The organism is Mycobacterium sp. MUNTM1, assembly GCF_054660795.1.
This window is the reverse complement of the sequence record NZ_BAAGDE010000018.1, coordinates 40,294-58,115: the sequence shown is the minus strand read 5'-3', so window position 1 is coordinate 58,115 and position 17,822 is coordinate 40,294. Positions and strand designations below refer to the sequence as shown.

19 protein-coding genes are annotated in these 17,822 nt (G+C 65.1%); 11 read left to right on the top strand and 8 right to left on the bottom strand.

The window, feature by feature from the left end; all coding sequences use genetic code 11:
* Positions 1-22: 22 nt before the first annotated feature.
* Entirely contained in the window at positions 23-235 is a 213-nt protein-coding gene (locus ACYQ8K_RS12800) for a TOBE domain-containing protein (RefSeq protein ID WP_067834587.1), read from the bottom strand.
* Positions 236-340: 105 nt separating this feature from the next.
* Entirely contained in the window at positions 341-946 is a 606-nt protein-coding gene (locus ACYQ8K_RS12795; RefSeq protein WP_459969424.1) for a TetR/AcrR family transcriptional regulator, read from the bottom strand.
* A gap of 143 nt (positions 947-1,089) precedes the next feature.
* Between ACYQ8K_RS12795 and ACYQ8K_RS12790 the strand changes: the two genes are divergently transcribed.
* The gene (locus ACYQ8K_RS12790) at positions 1,090-2,415 is read left to right on the top strand and encodes a cytochrome P450 (protein ID WP_459969422.1); all 1,326 of its coding nucleotides are present in this window, start codon (positions 1,090-1,092) and stop codon (positions 2,413-2,415) included.
* Between the two features lie 150 nt (positions 2,416-2,565).
* Here the strand turns inward: ACYQ8K_RS12790 and ACYQ8K_RS12785 are convergent, their stop codons facing one another.
* A complete protein-coding gene (locus ACYQ8K_RS12785) occupies positions 2,566-3,525 on the bottom strand; it encodes a 2-hydroxyacid dehydrogenase (RefSeq protein ID WP_459969420.1) in 960 nt (319 codons plus the stop codon).
* 53 nt (positions 3,526-3,578) lie between these two features.
* Here ACYQ8K_RS12785 and ACYQ8K_RS12780 point away from each other — a divergent pair, with 53 nt between their 5' ends.
* Positions 3,579-3,827 carry a hypothetical protein gene (locus ACYQ8K_RS12780; protein WP_459969419.1) on the top strand — a complete coding sequence of 83 codons (249 nt, stop codon included), beginning with the start codon at positions 3,579-3,581 and terminating at the stop codon, positions 3,825-3,827.
* Here ACYQ8K_RS12780 and ACYQ8K_RS12775 read toward each other — a convergent pair.
* Together ACYQ8K_RS12775 and ACYQ8K_RS12770 are read right to left on the bottom strand one after the other, a co-directional pair.
* The gene (locus tag ACYQ8K_RS12775; RefSeq protein WP_459969417.1) at positions 3,802-5,103 is read right to left on the bottom strand and encodes a cytochrome P450; all 1,302 of its coding nucleotides are present in this window, start codon (positions 5,101-5,103) and stop codon (positions 3,802-3,804) included. The genes ACYQ8K_RS12780 and ACYQ8K_RS12775 overlap by 26 nt on opposite strands.
* Positions 5,104-5,187: 84 nt before the next feature.
* Positions 5,188-6,312 (bottom strand): PucR family transcriptional regulator, encoded by a 1,125-nt coding sequence (locus tag ACYQ8K_RS12770; protein WP_459969416.1) that lies wholly within the window; start codon positions 6,310-6,312, stop codon positions 5,188-5,190.
* A gap of 176 nt (positions 6,313-6,488) precedes the next feature.
* On the opposite strand from ACYQ8K_RS12770, the gene ACYQ8K_RS12765 reads away from it, so the two are divergent.
* From ACYQ8K_RS12765 to ACYQ8K_RS12750, 4 genes are all read left to right on the top strand, one after another.
* Positions 6,489-7,316 (top strand): alpha/beta hydrolase, encoded by an 828-nt coding sequence (locus tag ACYQ8K_RS12765; RefSeq protein ID WP_459969414.1) that lies wholly within the window; start codon positions 6,489-6,491, stop codon positions 7,314-7,316.
* 40 nt (positions 7,317-7,356) lie between these two features.
* Complete coding sequence (gene mdlC / locus ACYQ8K_RS12760; RefSeq protein ID WP_459969412.1) at positions 7,357-8,973, top strand: benzoylformate decarboxylase; 1,617 nt, start codon at positions 7,357-7,359, stop codon at positions 8,971-8,973.
* Positions 8,974-9,018: 45 nt separating this feature from the next.
* A complete protein-coding gene (locus tag ACYQ8K_RS12755; RefSeq protein WP_459969411.1) occupies positions 9,019-10,881 on the top strand; it encodes an FAD-binding oxidoreductase in 1,863 nt (620 codons plus the stop codon).
* A 381-nt stretch (positions 10,882-11,262) separates the two neighbouring features.
* On the top strand, positions 11,263-11,475 hold the full coding sequence (locus ACYQ8K_RS12750) for a hypothetical protein (protein WP_459969409.1): 213 nt from the start codon (positions 11,263-11,265) through the stop codon (positions 11,473-11,475).
* Here ACYQ8K_RS12750 and ACYQ8K_RS12745 read toward each other — a convergent pair.
* Positions 11,464-12,441 carry a quinone oxidoreductase family protein gene (locus ACYQ8K_RS12745; protein ID WP_459969407.1) on the bottom strand — a complete coding sequence of 326 codons (978 nt, stop codon included), beginning with the start codon at positions 12,439-12,441 and terminating at the stop codon, positions 11,464-11,466. The two genes, ACYQ8K_RS12750 and ACYQ8K_RS12745, sit on opposite strands and share 12 nt — an antisense overlap.
* A gap of 484 nt (positions 12,442-12,925) precedes the next feature.
* Entirely contained in the window at positions 12,926-13,441 is a 516-nt protein-coding gene (msrA, locus tag ACYQ8K_RS12740; RefSeq protein ID WP_459969405.1) for a peptide-methionine (S)-S-oxide reductase MsrA, read from the bottom strand.
* Positions 13,442-13,569: 128 nt separating this feature from the next.
* On the opposite strand from msrA, the gene ACYQ8K_RS12735 reads away from it, so the two are divergent.
* From ACYQ8K_RS12735 to ACYQ8K_RS12720, 4 genes are all read left to right on the top strand, one after another.
* Entirely contained in the window at positions 13,570-14,076 is a 507-nt protein-coding gene (locus tag ACYQ8K_RS12735; protein WP_459969403.1) for a nuclear transport factor 2 family protein, read from the top strand.
* On the top strand, positions 14,073-15,092 hold the full coding sequence (locus tag ACYQ8K_RS12730) for an NAD-dependent epimerase/dehydratase family protein (protein WP_459969401.1): 1,020 nt from the start codon (positions 14,073-14,075) through the stop codon (positions 15,090-15,092). Before ACYQ8K_RS12735 ends, ACYQ8K_RS12730 begins: the two co-directional genes overlap by 4 nt.
* Positions 15,093-15,203: 111 nt before the next feature.
* Positions 15,204-15,998, top strand: a complete 795-nt coding sequence (locus ACYQ8K_RS12725) for a class I SAM-dependent methyltransferase (protein ID WP_459969497.1) — start codon at positions 15,204-15,206, stop codon at positions 15,996-15,998.
* 47 nt (positions 15,999-16,045) lie between these two features.
* Positions 16,046-16,426: a DUF427 domain-containing protein gene (locus tag ACYQ8K_RS12720; RefSeq protein WP_459969399.1), complete on the top strand. Its 381-nt coding sequence runs from the start codon at positions 16,046-16,048 to the stop codon at positions 16,424-16,426.
* Here ACYQ8K_RS12720 and ACYQ8K_RS12715 read toward each other — a convergent pair.
* Positions 16,420-16,821 (bottom strand): nuclear transport factor 2 family protein, encoded by a 402-nt coding sequence (locus tag ACYQ8K_RS12715; RefSeq protein WP_459969397.1) that lies wholly within the window; start codon positions 16,819-16,821, stop codon positions 16,420-16,422. The two genes, ACYQ8K_RS12720 and ACYQ8K_RS12715, sit on opposite strands and share 7 nt — an antisense overlap.
* 60 nt (positions 16,822-16,881) lie before the next feature.
* On the opposite strand from ACYQ8K_RS12715, the gene ACYQ8K_RS12710 reads away from it, so the two are divergent.
* The gene (locus ACYQ8K_RS12710) at positions 16,882-17,793 is read left to right on the top strand and encodes a DNA-3-methyladenine glycosylase family protein (protein ID WP_459969395.1); all 912 of its coding nucleotides are present in this window, start codon (positions 16,882-16,884) and stop codon (positions 17,791-17,793) included.
* Positions 17,794-17,822: the final 29 nt, after the last annotated feature.

Below are 17,822 nucleotides of genomic sequence, written 5' to 3'. Positions count from 1 at the left end.
AGCGGGTAAGGGGTTTTCGGCCCTAGTCGACGCCGATGGTGACTTCGGTCGACTTGATGAACACGGTAGCGGGCTGCCCGACCTTGAGGCCGAGGTCGGTCGCGGCATCCTTGGTGACTGACGACGTGACGACCTGATCGCCGCCGTCGAGCGTCACCTTCACCACGGCCATCACGGTGCCGAGTTCGACCTCGGTGATGGTCCCCCTGAGCTGGTTTCGGGTCGAGAGCCGCATCGTAGGATCCTCCAAGTCGGAACGGGTGGGTCTGCGGTGAGCCTAGCCCTACCAGCCCGGGGCCGGAATGGCTTGTGAGACTTTCACTTACGGCGGTGTGCGGACCTAATGGCGCGGGCCGAGCAGAGCTACGGATGCATCCACGGCCGGTTCCACGATTTCTCGGACCGGTTTGCCGTCTTCGACCGCAAGTGCGGTCAGCTCCCGCAGGCCGCCCAACAGGATCACGGCCAACGGGGCCGTCAACGGGGGCAACTGGGCGCGCCGGAATCCGGGACTGGCGCTGAGGTCGATCAGCAGGCTGGTCAGCAACTGCAGCCCGCGGCGCTGGACCGGGCGAGCGGCCGCACCCAGCGAGGGCAGTTCGCGGATCCAGCTCAGCGTGATGGCCGGGCGGGCCTCGATGTATCCGACATACGCCTCGACGGCCTGGCGGATCTGTACGTGCCAATCGGCCTCGGGATCGACCGTGGCCGCGATCTTGGCGCCCAGTTTCTCGATGTCGACGGCCAGCAGTTCGAGAAAACACTCTTCCTTGCCGGCGAAGTGGTCGTAGAAGGTGCGCTTGGACGTGCGCGCGGAGCGGACGACGTCGGCGACCGTGCTGGCGCGGTAGCCGCGCTCGGTGATCGAGGTGGCGAGACCGTCGAGCAACCGGAGTCGAAATGGATCGATCTCGCCGACATCGGGGTCGCAATCCGTTGCTGTCATTGCTGAGCTCACGGCCGGCGCCCCCTTCCGGTTCGAAACGCGTCTTGTCAGCTTTGGTACTGCAGAGTACCGTATTCGGAAAGATCTGTGGTACATCGCAGTACCAACCCCGGCCCGGGGCAGATGTTGGGAGCAATGACGCCATGAGTGAAGTAGCCACCGCCCCACCGGCCGCGGTCCGCCTGCCTCCTGCGGCCCGAAGTCCGAAGCTGTTGCAGGGCATGGGCTTTGCCATGTCCCGACGAACGATGATGCGACGACTGTCGCGTCGCTACGGCAGCGTCTTCACGCTGTGCCTGCCGATGTGGGGACGCGTCATCATGGTCAGTGACCCCCAGCTGGCCAAGCAGATCTTCACCACCAGCCCAGACGAGCTCGGCAACATCCAGCCCAATTTGAGCCGGCTGTTCGGCTCCGGCTCGGTTTTCGGCCTCGAGGGCGACGCCCATCGCCGCCGGCGACGTCTGTTGGCGCCGCCATTTCACGGCAAGAGCATGAAGAACTACGAGAGCATCATCGAAGAAGAGACGCTGCGCGAGATGGCCGGCTGGCCGGAGGGCGAGTCATTCGCGACGTTGCCGCCGATGATGCGAATCACGCTCAACGCGATCCTGCGCGCGGTGTTCGGCGCGGAAGGCGCCGAGCTCGACGAGCTGCGCCGGCTCATCCCGCCGTGGGTCACCCTGGGCTCACGCCTTGCCGCGCTGCCGAAGCCGAAGCGCTATCCCCGGTTCGGCCCGTGGGGCCGGCTGGACAAGTGGCGGCGCCAATACGACGAGGTCCTCGAGAAGCTGATCGCCGCGGAGCGGGCCGACCCGGACTTCGCCGAGCGGACCGACGTGCTCGCGCTGCTGCTGCGCAGCACCTACGACGACGGTGCGGCAATGTCGCACAGGGAGATCGGCGACGAGCTTCTGGCCTTGCTGGCCGCTGGCCACGAAACCACCGCATCCACGCTGGCCTGGGCGTTCGAGCGGATCAGCCGGCACCCCGACCTGCTCAGGGCGCTCGTCGAGGAGGCCGACGGGACCGGCGCGGGCGGAGGCGAGCTGCGCCAGGCGACGATCCTGGAGGTCCAACGGGCGAGGACTGTCATCGATTTCGCCGGTCGCCACGTCTACCCCGAGACCTTCCGGCTGGGCGAATGGGTGATCCCGCGCGGCTATTCGATCATCGTCGGCATCGCGCAGATACACGACAACCCCGACGTGTTCCCCGATCCTGGCCGGTTCGACCCGCAGCGCTTCATCGACACGAAACCGTCGGCGTTGTCGTGGATCCCGTTCGGCGGGGGAACGCGCCGGTGTGTCGGGGCGGCGTTCGCCAACATGGAGATGGACGTTGTGCTCCGGACGGTGTTGCGGCGCTTGACCATTGCGACGACGGACGCGCCGGGCGAGCCGTGGCATTGCCGCGGGGTCGCATTCACCCCGAAGGACGGCGGCCGGATCGTGGTGCACCGACGCTGAATTCGGCACTAGGGCTCCGGTTTTGCCGCGCGGCGGGTGGTTTCCAGCGCGATACACAGTTCCGCCGCGGCGCGCGGTGGCCGCTATACCGACGAAGTTCGGACGGTGGGGTCCGGATCCGTGATGTATGGGCTCGAGGAGGTAAACAAGTCAGCGACGCGGTCGCAGGACGGGTGTTACGAGTTCGCCGGTGGACAGGTAGTTTTCGAGGTTGCGGATCGCCAGCAGCGCCATCGCCGTACGGGTCCGGGCGGTGGCGCTGCCGATATGCGGTAAGAGCACTACGTTGTCCAGGTCGTATAGTTCGGCGGGCACATGCGGTTCGTCGGCGAAGACGTCGAGACCCGCTCCGGCCAGTCCGCCGTTCGCCACCAGTTGCACCAACGCATCCTGATCTACGACGCTGCCGCGGGCGATGTTGACCAGATAACCCTCTGGGCCCAGCGCCTCAAGCACTGTTCGGTCGACGAGGTGTCGTGCACCGCCCGCCGCGGCGACCACCAGAAGATCGACGGACTGGGCCAATGCCAACGGCGATTCCGCGTAACGGTACGGTGACCCGTCGACGCGGTGGCGATTGTGATAGGCGATGTCACAACCGAAGCCGACTAGCCTGGTCGCGATCGCTGAACCGATGCGGCCCAACCCCAGGATGCCGATCCGCAGGCCGGTGACGTCCCTGGCGTAAGGGAATTGTCCGTCGCGGCCCCACCGGCCCGCCCTCACGAATCGGTCGGCGGCGCCGAATCGGCGCAGTGCCATAAGGATCAGCCCTAGTGCCGTGTCGGCGACCGTGCCTGTTTCCACGTCGGGAGTGTTGCTCACGCCGATGCCGCGGCGCTGGGCCTTGTCTAGATCGATCGAATCCACCCCGACGCCGTTCATGACGATCGCCCCCAGGTTGGGCAGCTTTTCTATGAGGTCGGCATCGACGCTTCCGTAGCCCGACATCGCGACCGCGCGAACGCAGGCCGAGTGCTCGGACAAGAACTCGGCCCGCTGTGGGCCCTCGGGGAGCGTGGGGATGTCGTAGCGTGCAGTCAGCTCGGCGTGGAATGTCGGCTCCAGCATCCCGACCCGTAGCACCGCGTTGGTCTTGTGCGCAGTCATGCTTCGCATCATCTCCTGAGTCGCTGGAAAAGAGCCCATCGCTTGGGCCCGGGATGGTCGCAGGTGAAATTGTCGACGTTCTGCGCGTCGATCGCATGGCCGTAAAGACGCCAGGAGAAAACCGTCACCGTCGGTTCCGGAAAGTGGACAGTGCCCATGCTGAACAGGTGCTGCGGCTTTGTCAGTTCATCGAATCCACAGTCCCCAAGGTATCGAGCCGCATGCAGGCCTATCGTGCATCCCAACGCCTTATCTTCGGCTGTTTCGATCTTGTCTTCACGGTGCTCGAGGCCGGAGCGTGATGCGACAACGGCTGTGGTGGAACGTTCGTGGCAAGGGCGCGTCGGGATTAAGTGAGACGGCGGACGCCACGGGTTCGGCCCTGCGCAGCACCGCCGCTAGGAGCGTCGTACCGAGCAGGACGGCCAGATCGGCCCCCGGGCAAACCTGCGGGCCATGGCTGAATGAGTTGAACGACCATGAACGGGCGGCACATCCGTTGAGCCACTGCGCGGGTTCGAAGCGGTCGGCATAGACGAAACGGTCCATGTCGCGGTGGTTGAAAGTGTTGACGATCATGACCGACGTGCCCGCCGGGACGTGTACTCCGTCCCAGTCAATATCCCGGATGATGGTTCGCGCTAGCACTGCCGTTGTGGGCCATAGCCGCATCGCCTCCTGCAGGCAGGCGGCCAGGTAGGTGGTGTCGTGGAGTTCGTCCAGCTCCCGATGAACCTTGGCGAGAATGTCGCCGTGGGTGGCTAAGAGCGCAAGGCATTGCCAGGTGTTGATGGCAAGGGTGTCACCCATCGCGAACAACCAGTGGATGGCCTGGCCTGCCGGGTCAGTGATTTCTGTTATCGGCGCGCCTTCGAAAAGCCTTACCAGGCTTGCTTCTTCGCCGATCGCGACGTATCGCTCAAGCGTGCTGATGAACTTGCGATAGAGTTCCGGACCTCCCTTGCCCGGTGGGTTTGCCTTGGCCATCAGTGTCGCCAACTGTTCGGATAGCTGATCGTCGCCGGATGCGCTCTGCCCCAGGATGATCCGACGCGCCAGCCGTCGCACCACCCCGTTGAAGTCTGTCCAAGACATTTCTTCGGGCAGTGCCGTCGCTTCGGCAGCCGCAATAGCGGTAAAACGACGTTGAATCGCCGGATCCGAACGCGCGCGGCCGAGTACCACCTCGGTGAAACGGCGACGGTCTGACCAGTCGGGGTCGCGCGAGATTGTCAGCGCATGCGGCTGAAACTTCAGCATTCCCGATCGTTTGGGTTCGGGGTCGGAAGCGAAGGGATCCGGCGCGTTGGACAATGCGAACCGGATTTGCTCTGGGCCGTATACCAGCAGGATTGGTTTTTGGCCCACTGACATCCAGATCGGGCCGTCGCCGTAGCGTCGTTGTAGCGACGCCAATAGTCGATGGCCACCGGCCGTCACGCCGAAGCGGTCGAGGACCGCAGCAACTCTATGTCGGCGGCGGAACAGTCCCTGGGCGACGTTGGGGAGTGCGACCACCGCCGTGAACGCCAGTCCTTCGGCGCGCGACGATCGGGGGAAATCGGCAGGGCGCGGCACACGATGACGATATGGACACGAGCAACCGGGTGTCCTCGTGCTGGCGCACAATGTTTAGCGTTCTCACCATGTCGCCCTGGTGTCTCAGGCCAGTGGCGGAGCTTCAACGGCTAATACCACTTGGGAAAGCCATGTGTTGTCTGCCAGGGATCCTCCGGTGAGCTCGGCGAAGCGGCGTAGGCGGTAATTCACGGTGTTTCGATGGCAGTGCAGGACTGTGGCGGTGGCAGAGATGGATTGCCGAAGTTGCAGCCAGGTGCGAACCGTGTTGATGAGCAGATCACGTCGCTCCGCGGGAAGTTCGAGGACGGGGCCCAGCGTGGTGGCGATGACGGTGGAGGCGGCGTCTGGAGAGCTGGCCATGAGGACGGGCAACACGTCGCGGTTGTATCGGATAGCCGGTCGGGTAGGGGATGCGGCCGCGGCAGCGACCTGGGCTTGGGCCCGTGCTTTGGCGCAGTCGGCTACCGATGTGAACGGAATGCTGATGCCCACACACACCGGGGCGCGTGCGGTCACTTTGTCTCCGACATCGTCCAGGGTGCCGATCCTGTTGCGGCGGAAGGAGACAAGCCCAAGCTGCGAGCGCGGGCTGAGTCGAAACCACGCCTCTTCGACCCCGGTGTGTGATGAGACGAGGGCCTCGATATCGGCGGGCGCCTCATCGTGGGCCTGATCGGAGTTGGTGATCGCGACCAGGACTGCGAACTGCCCAGTGCGGGGAATGCCCAAAGTTGCGACCGCATGCCAGAAGTCCGCCCCGACACTGGAGTTTTCCGACAGCACCGTGTCGAGCATCGTGGCTCGGACTTGTTCGTTGCGGCGTGCGTCTCGGATCTCGATCTCACGATAGATCGCATGCGCCCGTATGGAATAAATATTCAATAGCCCGAAGAGCGCTGGTGTCGCGGCGATCAGCGCGTCCTTCTGTCTTTCATGACCCCGTGCGAGGGCGGCTAGCGCGTCCCAAATGACCGCCGCTCCCAGGCGGTAAGCGTGCAGGAGGCTGGTCAGCGTGATACCCGCATCGAGGCGTCCGCGCATAAAGACGTCGAGTCCCTCGGGCCTCGGTTCGGGACCGCCACCGATACGGTCGAGTATCTCGTCGAGGTATTGGCCGATGTTGCCTCGGATCTCTTCATCAGTGAGCCCTTCGCCGCGCCCGTAGCCGGGAATCTCGGCGCGGAAGGCCGCCGCGACCTGCGTCACGATCGCTTCTGATCGCCCACGCGCACGATTGGACAGGAGCATCAGGGGGTGCTGGGACGACACATCGTGATGGTAACCAGCCTCAGCGTGATTGGGCGCGGGCACAATCGCGTGAATTGTTGTTTTGGGCTGCGAACCGTTGTGCCCGTGCCAGCCGATTCATCAGCATGGTCCGCGTGACGCCATCCGGTTCTGAGACGATCGTGTTGATCCACGGGCTATGGATGACGCCCCTGGCGTGGGAAGACTGGGTGGCCCGCTATCAGGCGCGCGGGTTCACGGTGCTGACGCCTGGCTATCCGGGGATCGCGGGCGGCCCAGCCGGGGTCGCGGCGTTGCGCGAGGATCCTTCACCGCTGGCCGGTCTCGGTGTGCGGGAGGTCCTGGATCACCTTGCGTCTGTTGTTCGCGATCTGCCTGAACCCCCAATCCTGATGGGCCACTCGTTCGGGGGCACGTTCGTGCAGTTACTGCTCGACGCCGGGTACGGGCGAGCCGGCGTATCCATCGACGGCGCGGCGGTCAAGGGCATCAAGGCGCTTCCGTTTTCGGAGATCCGGGCCACCTTCCCGGTGCTGAAAAATCCGGCCAACCTACACCGGGCGGTGCCCATCACGCCCGAGCAGTTTCACTACGCCTTCACCAACACCCTCACCGAGGCCGAATCCCAGGCGGCTTATGACCGCTACGCGGTAGCCGTTCCGGGGCGGATACTGTTCCAGGGCGGGCTGGCCAACGTCACCCACGACGCGGCCACGGCCTACAACTTCGCCAACGACGATCGGGCCCCCCTGTTGTTCATCGCCGGCGGCGACGACCACATCCTGCCCCCTGCGGTGCAATGGGAGAACTTCCAAAAAAACGCCAAGCACTCCACCGCTGTCACCGCCCATAAGCTCTTCCCCGGTAGAGATCACTTCACCTGCGGCGCGCCAGGTTGGGAAACGATCGCGGACTTCGCCTTGACTTGGGCTCTCGATCCGCGGCCCGGTGAATTAGATTAGCGCCACCCCACCCCATGCGAACCGAAAGCGAGCACCGCAGATGACTACCGTCCGAGAAGCCATCCTGGACCTGTTCCGCAAGCACGACCTGACGACTTTTTTCGGCAACCCGGGATCATCCGAACTTGCTCTGCTGCAGGACTTTCCGGACGATTTCCGGTATTTCCTCGGGTTACAGGAAATGATTCCGGTCGGGATGGCCGACGCCTACGCCCAGATCACCGGTAGGCCGGCTGTGGTTAACCTGCACACCGCCCCGGGCATGGGCAACGCACAAGGCCAGCTCTACAACGCCTACTGCAACAAAACCCCGCTGATCGTCACAGCCGGAAATCAGCGACGCAATATGCAAAACCAGTACTGCTTGCTGACCAACATCGAACCCACCACCGTCCCGCGGCCTTTCGTGAAGTGGGCGGCCGAACCGGCCGTCGCCAGCGAGGCGCCCGCCGTGCTGGCGCGCGCCATCCATCTGGCCACGACCCCACCGATGGGTCCGGTGTTCGTCTCATTGCCGATGGACGACATGCCAGTCGAACTCAACGATGCCCAGGACGCCGACATCACCGTCGTGCGTGAGCGTACCGTGACCCACGCTTACGGGTTCCCCGCCGAACTGGCCGAACAACTGGGCGCTCGACTTGGGTCGGCGACCTCACCGGCACTGGTCGTGGGCGGCGACGTCGAGCGCTACGGGGCTTGGGACGCGGTGATCGAGCTTGCCGAACGCCTGCAGGCACCGGTGTGGACCGCACCGTTGACGGGGTGGAGCGGCTTTCCCGAGAACCACCCCCTCTATCACGGGGCCCTGCCGCCCGGTGCGGGCTGGATCTCGCAAATTCTGGCCGGACACGACCTGTTGCTGGCCATCGGGACTCCCGTCTTCCGGTACTACCCGCTGGTTCCCGGTCCTTACCTCCCGCAAGGCGCGAGCCTGATTCATCTGACCAACGATCCCGACGAGGCCGCCCGCGCACCGGTCGGGGATGCGATCGTCGCCGACCTCCGCAGCGCGGTCGGTGGACTGCTCGATGTCGTGAAGCCAACACAGCGGCCGGCCCCGTCGCCGCGTGCGGCGATCCCCGAGCTGGAGCACGCTCAAGCACCGCTGAAACCCGAGGCGCTGTGGACCGCGGTCGGCCACGCTGCTCCCGCGGATACGTTGTGGGTGAGCGAGGCTGGCAGCAACGAGATTCCGCTCACCAACAGCATCCGTCCGGCCCAACGATTCTCGCACTTGTCGGCCGCAGGCGGCGGTCTCGGCTTCGGGTTGCCTGCCGCGGTCGGCGCCCAGGTCGCGGCGCCGGACCGTCCCGTGGTCGCCTTGATGGGTGACGGGTCCATCCATTACGCGATCACCGCGTTGTGGACCGCCGCCCGCTACCAGATCCCGCTTACCGTCGTCGTCGCCTCTAACGCTGAATACGCTGTGGTCAAAGAGTTCGGTGTCTGGGAGAAAACCCCGAACGTTCCCGGCCTCGACCTGCCCGGACTTGACATCGTGGGCACCGCCGCCAGCTATGGCGTGGACGCCCACGAAGCCAACACCACCGACGAAGTCGTCGAGTTGGTCAAAGCCGGCATCGCCGACCGGCAACGGCCGACCCTGATCAACGCCCGGACCATCCCGGTCGGCGACGGCGGATTCACTGGCTAGATAACAGTTTTCAGCAACTGTCTGCTTTCCTTTCAGGAGGATGTGATGGACCGGTCTATCGCTGCGGCATTCGCTGCGGTGCTCGACGACCCGGACGCGGTGGTAACCGACGCTACAAGGCTGGCCGAAAGTGGACACGACTATTGGGGTTTCGGCGATACACCTGGGCTGCTGCTGCGGCCACGCACCCGCGACGAGGTCGTCGCGATCGTGCAAACCGCAGCAGCACACCAGGTCTCAGTCGTAACCCGTGGCGGAGCGTCCAACTGCAGCGCCGGGGTGATGGCCGGTCCCGACCGGGTCATGCTCGACCTATCCCGGATGAACAAAATCCTGGATGTCGACCCGGCAGCGCGCACCGCCCGGGTCCAGCCCGGCGTCATCAACTCCGATCTGCAGCAGCAGCTCGCCCAGCACGATCTGGTCTTCTCGCCCGACCCGGTGTCGGCCCACCTGGCCACCATCGGCGGCAACATCATCGAAAACGCCGGCGGCCCACACGCTCTCAAATACGGCGTCACCTACAACCATGTCCTGTCGGTCGAGGCCGTGCTCGCCGACGGCACGGTCATCACGCTCAGCGCCAGCGACGACGGCCCCGACCTGCTGGGCGTGCTGATCGGATCCGAAGGCACCCTAGCGATCCTCACCGAGGCCACCGTGGCGCTGCGGCCTATCCCGCCCGTGACCCGCAGCCTGATGGGCAGCTTCACCACAGCCGGGGAAGCTGCGCAGACCATCGCCGCGATCATCCAGACGGGGACGGTTCCGGCCGCGGTGGAATGGCTCGACCGAGTCGGCATCGCCGGACTCCAGCAATTCACCGACACCGGCTATCCCCTCGACGCCGACGCCATCGTGCTCATCGACGTGGACGGCACCGCCGAAGAGGTCGAACACGACTCCGAGATCGTCGAGAAAGTGTTGCGGCAAAGCGCGGCCGAGGTGCGCCGTGCGGACGACGACGCCGCCCGCGCCCAGCTGTGGTACGGGCGCCTACACGCCCCCGACGCCGTAGTGCACAGCGGGAAGGGCTTTTTCATCGGAGATGTCACGGTTCCTCGCCAGCAAATTCCGGAAATGCAGCAAGCGATCCAGGACGCCGCCGCGCGGCACTCCGACGCATTGCTGTTCATTGCGGTGACCGGTCACGCCGGCGACGGTGACCTGCACCCGACCACGTTCTACGACAAGGACAACCCGCGTGCGGCCGCTGCGCTGGAGGCCGCCAACAACGAAATCATCGAAGCAGCACTGAGATTGGGCGGCACCATCACCGGCGAACACGGAGTGGGCACCGAAAAGATCCAATTCATGACGAAGCGGTTCACCCCGGCTGAGATTGCCGCCCAGCGCACCATCAAGCGCGTCTTTGACCCCGAACAACGTTTCAACCCCGGCATCATGCTGCCCGAAATATCGCCCGAAGAGCCCGTGCTCGACGAGTTCGAGGCGGCGCTGCGCTCAGCGCTGCACCGTCACGGCGGCACATCACCTGCGGCGCTGGACGCCATCGCGGAATCCAGCAGCGCCAGTGACACCACCATCAAGGTCAACACCGGAAATCTCAACCTGGTGGTCGGCGCGGCAGTCACCCTCGCCGAACTTTCCCGCCACCTGCGCGAGCGGGGAGTGATTTGCCATGCAATCCCCTCGGCGAGAACCGAACGCACCGTCGGCGAGCTCGTCGCCAATGCCAGCGGCGATGAGCGTCTGGCCGTGCGCCATGCCCTCCTGGGCCTACAGGTCGTACTGCCCGACGGCCAAACCCCGGCATGCTTTGGCGGCGAGAACATGAAGGACGTCGCCGGCTACGACACCAAACGGCTTTACATTGGTAGCCACCACGCCTTCGGAAGCATCACCACCGCCATCTTCAAGATCAGTGTCGTGCGACAATCCACCTGATCACCGCGTGGCTCGCTCGCCGAGGAGGCACAGTTGCTGGGGCCGACTGCCTGGATTGCCGCCTCGGCGCTTTGCATTTCCCTAACGGCTCTATTGTCGAACCTGATCTTGATGTGGCTCAGATGGCCTCGCATCGTTGTCGAAGTGGCGGTCCGTCACGACGGCCATTCGTCCCGTACAGCGGTCGGCGGCAGCGCTTCTGACGCCGGCGACGTGGTCCTGTTGACGTTGATCAACAACGGATCCGAAGCCGTGACTGTCAGGAGCGTGGGGCTCACTCAGCGGGGCGGTGGCCGACACCGGCTCGACTACCTACACACTTGGCGTGGCGCCGCACCAGATCACTTGCCCATAGCTCATGGCGCTGGCGGAGTACTGACCATGCCGCTTCGTATCGATGGGCATGGCTGCCACGTATTCGAATACTCACCTTCCGCGCTGGCCGAATTGCCGCATGGCGTGCGCTACCACGGCTACGCCATTCGTTACCAGGCGTTTCGCTGGCGCCCCAACCACCCGATGGTCCGCGAGACCCGGTCCAAGCAGACGGTGGTGCGCAAGCCTCCAACAGTGACCGGCGAGCTAGCGGGGTAACAGGATGGATGAGCCCTGGGTTTTGCGGGCCTCCAGGTCACGATGGGCTTGCCCCGCGTCTTCAAGGGGGTATTGGTTGCCGACGGTTATGTTGATGACGCCGGAGTCAATCGCGTCCATGAGTTCTCCTGCGCGCCAAGCGAATTCGTCTGGTGTGCGGTTGAAGTGACTGCGGTAAGGGCGCGTTAGGTACACCGACCCGGCGGCGTTGAGGCGTTGCGGGTCGACCGGGGGCACTGGTCCGCTGGCCGCGCCGAACAGAGCAAGTGTGCCGCGGATCGCCAACGAAGCCAGGCTGGCCTCGAAGGTGGATCTTCCGACACCGTCGTAGACGGCGGCGACTCCCTGGCCGTCGGTGAGTTCACGGATCTGATCGCCGAATCCGGCGGGGTCGGTGGGATAGTCCAAAACTTCCACGGCGCCGGCCTGCCGCGACAATTCGGCCTTGTGCGGGGTGGATACCGTGGTGATGACCCGGGCTCCCTTGCTGGTGGCCCACTGGGTAAGGATCAGGCCCACTCCGCCGGCTCCCGCGTGAACCAGCACAGTGTCATCGGCCTTGACCTTGTAGACGGAATTGATGAGCAGCTGCGCGGTCTCGCCTTTCAGGATCGCCGAGGCGGCGACCTCGGCAGTGATGCCCTCGGGTACGTGAGCGGTGAGATCGACGTGGGACAGGCAATATTCGGCGTAAGTGCCGTCCGTATCAGCGGTGGCCACTCTGTCGCCGACAGCGAATCCGGTGACGTCTGCTCCGATATCGGTGACGATGCCGCAAACTTCCAAGCCCGGGATAAACGGCAGTGGGTGTGGGTAAGCGCCGGTGCGAAAATAAGTGTCGATGAAGTTGACACCGATGGCTTCGGCTTCAATCAACAGTTGCCGCGGCCCTGGCACGGGAACGGGCGCCTCCACATAGGTGAGCACCTCCGGCCCGCCGGTCTTCTTGATCTCAATGGCGTGCACAGCTTTCTCCGTCCGTCGAGCTGATCGGCTGATGTAGCCGTTTGGTCTTGGTTAGCTAACGACGACGATGGGGTCTTCGGCCGCGGGGATGCTTCCGCATAAACGGGTACGGCGTATCAATCGTGTCGACATCGACCACGTGGGAATTGGGCGAGCGCCGATCGATCTCAGCGAGGTAAAGCGACACGCGCAGCATTGCGGCGCCCCATTTCCTGCACGAGACGGGCGCTCCCACGGCCGCTGAACCAGAAGGATGGTCTGAGTAGCCGTCGTCACCGTGACCATCCTCGCTAGGCGCAATGTGTCCCGCAACGGTTTTCAGCCCAGCGAAACGGTTGACAAGTTTGTATTGGGGCACAAGAGCACTGCGTCTGATCCGTTAGATCTTGCGCCCGCGGAATCGCCTTTGTCGATGTTGTCGGCGACATCGTTGCGGACCGGTAACGGTGGCGCCGCACAGTGCCGGAAAACGAGCCCTGCGTCGTTACTGGTCCGCGGTCGCCCGGCGCGGCAGTTTCCAGCCCGGGCGGATGAAGTGGCAGGTGTACCCGTTGGGATAGTGCTGCAGGTAATCCTGGTGTTCGGGCTCGGCTTCCCAGAAGTCGCCGGCCGGACTGACCTCGGTCACCACCTTGCCGGGCCAAAGTCCGGACGCCTCGACGTCGGCGATGGTGTCCAGCGCGATCCGCTTCTGCTCGTCGTCGAGATAGAAGATGGCCGACCGGTAACTGGGCCCTAGGTCGTTGCCCTGCCGGTCTTTCGTTGTCGGATCGTGGATCTGGAAGAAGAACTCCAGCAGCGTGCGGTAGTCGGTGACCGCCGGGTCATAGACGATCTCGATCGCCTCGGCGTGGGTGCCGTGGTTGCGGTAAGTCGCGTTGGGGACGTCGCCGCCGGTGTAGCCGACCCTGGTCGAAACCACGCCCGGCTGCTTGCGGATGAGTTCCTGCATCCCCCAAAAGCAGCCGCCGGCAAGGATCGCCTTGTGCGTGTTGGTCATGTCATTGCCTCGTTTCGCTCTGGCCGAATGGTCGCAGTCTCCCTCCGATTATCCTGACGTTCGTCATCGGATACACCCACGAGGCAAGGCTCTCGACAAACTGCAGTAGAACGTGTTCTAGTTTTGGCGTGAGCAGCCGGCAATTCTCCCGTAGCGAGCTCGTCGATGCCTTCGCGAAATTCGAAGCGACAGTCGATGCCGCGGCGCGATCGCACGACTGGGACGCCTGGGTCCAGCACTACACACCCGACGTCTTGTACATCGAACACGCGGCGGGCACCATGCACGGCCGCGATGAGGTCCGCGAGTGGATCAGCCGGACGATGGGCAGCTTTCCGGGCAGCCACATGGTCGCGTTCCCGTCGCTGTGGTCGGTGATCGACGAGCCGACGGGCCGCGTCATCATGGAACTCGACAACCCGATGCGTGATCCCGGCGACGGCACCGTCATCGGCGCCACGAACATCTCGATCATCACCTACGCCGGCGACGGCCTGTGGCGTCAGCAGGAAGACATCTACAACCCGCTGCGGTTCGTGCAGGCGACGCTGAAGTGGTGCCGCAAGGCGCAGGAACTCGGCACGCTCGACGAAGCCGGCGCGCAATTCATGGAGCAATACGGAGGCGGTCAGTGAGCACCAAACCCAAACTCGTCATCGGCGCCAACGGTTTTCTGGGCTCACACGTCACCCGGCAGCTCGTCGCCGACGGCCACCAGGTGCGAGCGATGGTGCGCGAGGGCGCCAACACCCGCTCGATCGACGACCTCGCCGTCACCCGCTTCCACGGCGACGTCTTCGACACCGACACGGTGCGCGAGGCGATGGACGGTGTCGACGACGTGTACTACTGCGTCGTCGACACCCGCGCCTGGCTGCGTGACACGGCGCCGCTGTTTCGCACCAACGTCGAAGGACTGCGCAAGGTCCTCGATGTGGCCGTCGCGCAACCCGACCTGCGCCGCTTCATCTTCACCAGCACCTACGCGACGGTCGGCCGCAAGCACGGTCGCGTGGCGACCGAAGACGACGTGATCGCCTCGCGTGGGCAGACGCCCTACGTCCAATCCCGCGTCCAGGCAGAAAACCTGGTTATGCGCTACGTCGCCGACGCCGGCCTGCCCGCCGTCGCGATGTGCGTGTCCACCACCTACGGCGACGGGGACTGGGGCGGCACCCCGCACGGCGCGTTCATCGCGGGCGCGGTCTTCGGCAAGCTGCCGTTTTTGATGAACGGCATCCAGCTGGAAGTCGTCGGCGTCGACGACGCCGCCCGGGCCATGATCCTGGCCGCCGAACACGGCCGCATCGGCGAGCGCTACCTGGTCTCCGAGAAGATGATGCGGTTGAACGATTCGATCCGCATCGCGGCCGAGGAGGCCGGCGTCGCGCCGCCGCAACGCGCCATTTCCGTCCCGATGCTCTACACCCTGGCCGCGGCGGGAAGCTTCAAAGCCAAGCTCACCGGCACCGACGCCCAGCTCAGCCTCGCGTCGGTGCGGATGATGCGTGCGGAAGCACCGGTGGATGCCGGTAAGGCGAGGCGCGAATTGGGCTGGGAGCCGCGCCCGGTCGAGGAATCCATCCGCGAGGCGGCCCGGTTCTGGGCCGCGATGCGAGATGCCAAAGGCAAGAGCGCAACTCCTGGCTGAACACCACGCCCATCGCTGTTCAGGACGCGGCACGGGCACTTGGTGTGGGACTAGCCTCGCGGTGTGACTACCTCGCGAGTTCCCGTCGATCTGAGCGGGGCGCCGCAGACCATGCTGGCGACCTTCTACGCCAAGGCGCTGGACGCCGATTTCGAGAAGCCGATCCTGGGCGATCGGTATGCGAAGGAGATCGTCGAGCGCATCGACTACGACTGGAAGAAAACGACCATCACCCCGCGGCGGGCGCCCTCGGTGACCACCCGGTCGGCGCACTTCGACCAATGGACGCGCAAGTTCCTTGCCGCGCATCCACATTCGGTCGTGCTGCATTTGGGCTGCGGGCTGGACAGCCGTTTTTTCCGCCTGCAGCCGGGCCCGGACGTGGAGTGGTACGACGTCGACTACCCCGAGGTCGTGGCGCTGCGCACCCAGCTTTACCCGAGCCGCGATCACTATCGCGTGGTCGCCGGCTCGGTCACCGACCCGGCGTGGCTGGCGGAGATCCCGGCCGACCGTCCCACGCTGATGATCGGGGAGGGGCTGACCATGTACCTCACCGAGCAGGACGGCATCGCGCTATTGCGCAGGGTGGTCGGCCGGTTCGTTTCGGGTGAGCTGCAGTTCGACGCGTTCAATTGGCTCGGGATCAAGTCGCAATGGCTGAACACGGTGGTGCGACGGTCCGGATCCACGCTGCGCTGGGCGATCAACGGGCCCGACGACATCATCGAAGCCGTGCCGGGGGTGCGGCTGCTGGCCTGGGAGCGATGGTTTGAGTCGTACACCTTCGCGCAGTTGCCCCGCTCATCGCGAGCCTTGGGCAAGGTCATGTCCCAAGTCCAAGCGGTCGCGAACATGTCGCAATACCACCGCTACGCATTCGGTCGCCCGGACGGGAAGCCTTGACCGCGGCCGCGCGTTGCATGACGTTGAGGCGTTAAGGAGGAACCACCATGGCCCACCCGGAAATCAAAGAACCCAGCGCTGGGCACCCGATCACCATCGAGCCGACCAGGGGGCGGGTGCAGGTACGCGTCAACGGCGAGCTCGTCGCCGACACCACGGCCGCGCTGGAATTACGCGAAGCCACTTTGCCTGCGGTGCAATACATTCCGCTCGCCGACGTGGTGCAGGACCGGCTCACCCCGACGGACACCAGCACGTACTGCCCCTTCAAGGGCGACGCGAGTTACTACAGCGTGACCACCTCGGCCGGTGACACCGTCGACGACGTGATCTGGACCTACAAGCAGCCGTATCCGGCGGTCGAACAGATAGCCGGGCACGTCGCGTTCTACCCCAACAAGGCCGACATCAGCATCTCGGCTCAGTAGGGCATCCATCCGGGAAGCGCGGCCGCCACCGCACGGGTGTCGCTGTACACGCGCATCGAGACGATCAGCCCGTCGCGGGTGTCGAAGATGCACACGAACGGGCTGTCATACTCGACGCCGTCGGACGTGGTGCCGGTGGCGTGCGCCTCCACGACGACGGTCTCTCCCTCGTTGACGCAACGCACCAAATCGATGGTCAGCTCGAGGTCTTGTTTGCGTCGCTCGATGGATCGCCGGAGTACGTGTTTGTCGCAGGACGTGCGTGTGTAGAGCGTCCAGTAGGTGAAGTCGTCACTGAGCAGGGCGAAGCCCTCGTCCAAATCGCCGCCGTCGCTGGTGCTCTGCAAGAACATCCAGGCCAGTTCGCCCTGCGGGTCATCGAACGGCGTCATCACAACGCAATATTGACTTGGCACGCAGTTCACGGTCAATCAGAGCAGTCGGGGAGTCATCAGGTGCAGACCGCGCGCACGGTCGTGTTTCCCGGAGCGGTCAGCTTCGGACACACGTTGGCGCCCCTTCGCCGCGGCCTCGGGGATCCCTGCTTCCGGGCTCCCGGCGACGGCTCGATCTGGCGCACCAGCCTGCTGCCCAGCGGGCCCGTCACGGCCCGGATCAGCCGCGTCGGGCCCGGCGCCGCCCGCGGTGCGGCGTGGGGTAGCGGTGCGCAGGAGTTCCTCGAAATGCTGCCCGCCATGCTGGGTTTCGACGACGACGACTCGGACTTCGTACCGCGGCATCCGACGGTTGCCGCCGCCCACCAACGGGTTCCGCACCTGCGGCTGGGCCGCACCGGACAGGTGCTGGAGGCTTTGCTCCCGGCGATCATCGAGCAGCGGGTGCCCGGCGCCGATGCGTTTCGCTCGTGGCGGGTGCTGGTGTCGAAGTACGGGACGCCGGCACCGGGCCCCGCACCCGATGGGATGCGGGTCATGCCGCCGGCCGACGTGTGGCGGCACATCCCGTCGTGGGAGTTTCACCGCGCCAACGTCGACCCGAGGCGGGCGCAGACCGTGGTGGCCTGTGCGCGGCGGGCCTTGTCGCTGGAGCGGTTGGTCACGCGGCCGACGGTGCAGGCGCGTGAGGCGCTGATGGCGGTACCGGGGGTGGGGGAGTGGACCGCCGCCGAGACCGCGCAGCGCGCATTCGGCGACGCGGATGCCGTGTCGGTGGGCGACTACCACATTCCCAAAATGATCGGCTGGACATTGCTGGGCCGGCCCGTCGACGACGCGGGCATGCTCGAACTGCTCGAGCCGATGCGGCCCCACCGCCAGCGCGTGGTGCGGCTGCTCGAAGCCAGCGGACTGGCATACGAGCCCCGCCGCGGGCCGCGCCTGCCGGTGCAGCAAATCCACTCGCTTTGATCCGTCGCGTTTTTCAGCCTGGCCATCGG